Origin of the sequence: Hyalangium sp., from assembly GCF_045802625.1 — a bacterium.
GTDB lineage: Bacteria > Myxococcota > Myxococcia > Myxococcales > Myxococcaceae > Hyalangium.
In genome coordinates this window covers 1-2,757 of sequence record NZ_JBJMQP010000214.1, presented here as the reverse complement: position 1 = coordinate 2,757, position 2,757 = coordinate 1, and the positions used below count along the sequence as shown (strand labels likewise).

Sequence of the window (2,757 nt, the reverse complement as noted above, 5' to 3'; positions counted from 1 at the left end):
TGGAGACGATCCTCAGGAAGCGCGGCGTAGCGATCGCGGCGACGGAGATCGCTTGATCCCGAAACGAAGAAGCCCGCAGTCGCTGGGGCGCGGGCTGCGGGCTTCTCGGACGATCTTCTCGGCGCGAGCTGGTTGCGGGGCACCGGGGGAATGGAGCGCCCGCATTCAGAATGGGGGGTCGCCCAGACGCGCCTGGCGAGCGCGCTCAAACTCGCGGCGGTACCTGGCGATGGAGACGCAGAGTGCGGCGCTCTGAGTGAGGATGGCGTCGGCGATCCAGCCGGAGCCATTGAGGTGGAGGGGCGTGTCGCCGCAGAGGTCCTCCTGCTCCAGTTCGGGATAGGCCGTGAGGAGCGCGCGTTGAGCGGCAGCCAGGCTCGCCTCCAAGGCGTGCAAGATGGCGAGCTCTGGCGCGGCGAGGAGTTGGTCGGTGGTAGGCAGCAGGTGACTCATGCGGCGTTGTCGACTTCCTGATCGGAGCGCCGGGACTTTCCAGCGATGCGGACGAGCAGGCCCTTGTGGACGAGGCGGTCAGCAATGGCCGAGGCCGCCGCGCTGTTGTGGAAGAGCTTGCCCCAGTCCTTGAAAGGCAGGTTGGTGGTGACGATGGTGGAGGCGCGTTGGTAGCGCTTGTTGAAGACCTGGTAGAGCAGGTCCGCCCCGCGTGCATCGAAGCTGAGGTAGCCCAGCTCGTCGATGAGAAGCAGGTCGGGCGCCGCCCAGGCGGTGAGCCGCCGGTGGAGGGTGTTCTTGGCCTGTCCCGAGACGAGGTCATTGACCAGATCCGCGGCGACGACGAAGCGGACGCGGTAGCCGCGCAGGCAGGCCAGCTGGCCCAGTGCATTGGCGAGGTGAGTCTTGCCGACGCCGCTGGGGCCGATGAAGACGACGTTGCTCTTGTCCTTCACGAAGTCCAGCGTCGCGGCCTTCATGACAAGGTCTCGGTCGATCAACTTCGGGAAGTTGAAGTCGTAGGTGTCCAGGGTGGTGAGCGGGAAGATGGCGGCACGGCGGAGCGCGGCCTTCGCTCGCGCCTCGGTGAGCACGCGCAACTGCTCGCGCATCAGCGAGTTGAGGAGCGAGACGGGGGACTCGTTGCGGGCGATGGCCTTGCCGCTCATCGTGTCGAGCTGACTGGCGGCGTATTCGAGCCCGAGCGCGCGCAGCACCTCCTCCAGGGAGAGGGAGGAGAGGTCATGGGTCAGATTCGGCGGTGGACTTCGAGGAGACGAGCTCATCGTACGACTCCAGGGCGTGGGGTTGGACTTCGAGGGAATCCGCGGTGGTGTTTCCGGTGAGGATGGGCTCGGGCGGCTCGGCGAGCCCCGCGGCGAAGCGGCTCTGGTCGATGAGCGCGCGCACGTAGCGGGCCCCGAAGGTGTGCTGGGCGAGGGCCTTGGCCATGCCTAAGGCCACGTCCGCTTCGCCGTAAAGCTCGACGAGTCGGCTCAACTTCTGCAACTCGTGGTCGAGCCGAATCTTCCGGCGTGCCACCTCCTGGATGTAGAGGCGGGCCTCGGGGCTGAGCGCGATGAAGCGATCCTTCTGCTTGGGCTTCTGGGCGGCCTTTCTGCGCTCCAGAAGCTTCTCGAGGTGAGAGGCATCCTCAATGGCCCGGTGGCGCTCCCATGAGCGGGCGTGGCGCGCCACTTCCGTACCCTCATGGAAGACGCGGACAGTGCTGGCGTCGGCGCGCACGTGCACCGTCTTGCCCGTGTACTCCGGTGGCACCGAATAGGTGTTGGCGTCCAGCCGTACCCGTGCCTCCTTCGAGACGACGCTCGGGACGACCAGGTCCGTGTCGTAAGGGTGCTCCGGCAGCGCGTGCAGCCGCGGCCGCTCCACCAGAAGCCTGTCGGCGGGCCGCTCGCGGGTGGTGGCATGCAGACGTGCGTTGGCGGTGCCCTCCAGCCAGGCGGCCGCTTGCGCGCGCAGGTCTTCCAGCGAGGAGAAGGAGCGGCCGTAGAAGAAGGAGGTGCGCACATACTTGATGGCGTTCTCCACCCGGCCCTTGGCTTCGGGGTAGCGGACTGGAGCCGCGGTCGGCTCGAAGAGGCAGTGGCCTGCGAAGTCGAGGAAGCGCGGGTTGAATTGCACCGTGCTGCCGACGTGGTGCAGCACCACTGACTTGAGGTTGTCGTAGAGGATGCGCTTGGGGACGCCGCCGAAGTACTCCAGCGCCCGGCGGTGCATGGCCAGGAACGTCTCCATCCTCTGGTCCAGGCAGAAGTCGATGAACAGCGCTCTCGAGTACGACAGCACCATCGCGAAGGCGGACAGCGGCCGCTGGTGGCTTCCAATGCGCAGGTGTCCGAAGGAGCCCCAGTCCACCTGGGCCTGCTCTCCAGGCTCCATCTCGATTCGCAGGTACGTCTTGCGCACCCGGGGCTGGCGCACCTTGGCGATGTAGCGCCGCACCACCGCCACTCCGCCCGGGTAGCCGCGCTCTTTCAGCTCGGCCAGCAGCCGGATGCTGGTCAGCTCCGGCGCCTCGGTCAGCCGCTCCACCAGGTAGGGCTTGTACGGGTCCAGGATGCTGCCGGGCGCCACCTCACCGGAGCCGGGGCCGCTCTCCAACGCGTGCCGGACGGTGGAGTGGTGCACGCCAAACCTGCGCGCCACCGTTTCAATCCGCCAGTGCAGGCGCAACACGAGCCGTCGCATCTCCGCTCGGATTTCCGGCGAAATCATCGCTGTCCCGTCGCGGCATGGGTGAGCAACCGGCGGGCGGACGAGAAGTCCCCCAGGGTGAAGAAG

The 2,757-nt window shown here is 67.1% G+C and carries 3 protein-coding genes; all 3 read right to left on the bottom strand.

Going from position 1 to position 2,757, the window contains the following annotated elements; translation table 11 throughout:
• Positions 1 to 165: 165 nt before the first annotated feature.
• The 3 genes from ACJ8AT_RS34830 to istA are packed head-to-tail and all read right to left on the bottom strand — an operon-like array spanning position 166 to position 2,664.
• Positions 166 to 453 (bottom strand): hypothetical protein, encoded by a 288-nt coding sequence (locus tag ACJ8AT_RS34830; protein ID WP_407742274.1) that lies wholly within the window; start codon positions 451 to 453, stop codon positions 166 to 168.
• A complete protein-coding gene (gene istB / locus ACJ8AT_RS34825; protein ID WP_407742273.1) occupies positions 450 to 1,238 on the bottom strand; it encodes an IS21-like element helper ATPase IstB in 789 nt (262 codons plus the stop codon). The genes ACJ8AT_RS34830 and istB overlap by 4 nt, the downstream gene beginning before the upstream one ends.
• Positions 1,195 to 2,664, bottom strand: a complete 1,470-nt coding sequence (gene istA, locus ACJ8AT_RS34820) for an IS21 family transposase (protein ID WP_407742272.1) — start codon at positions 2,662 to 2,664, stop codon at positions 1,195 to 1,197. The genes istB and istA overlap by 44 nt, the downstream gene beginning before the upstream one ends.
• Positions 2,665 to 2,757: the final 93 nt, after the last annotated feature.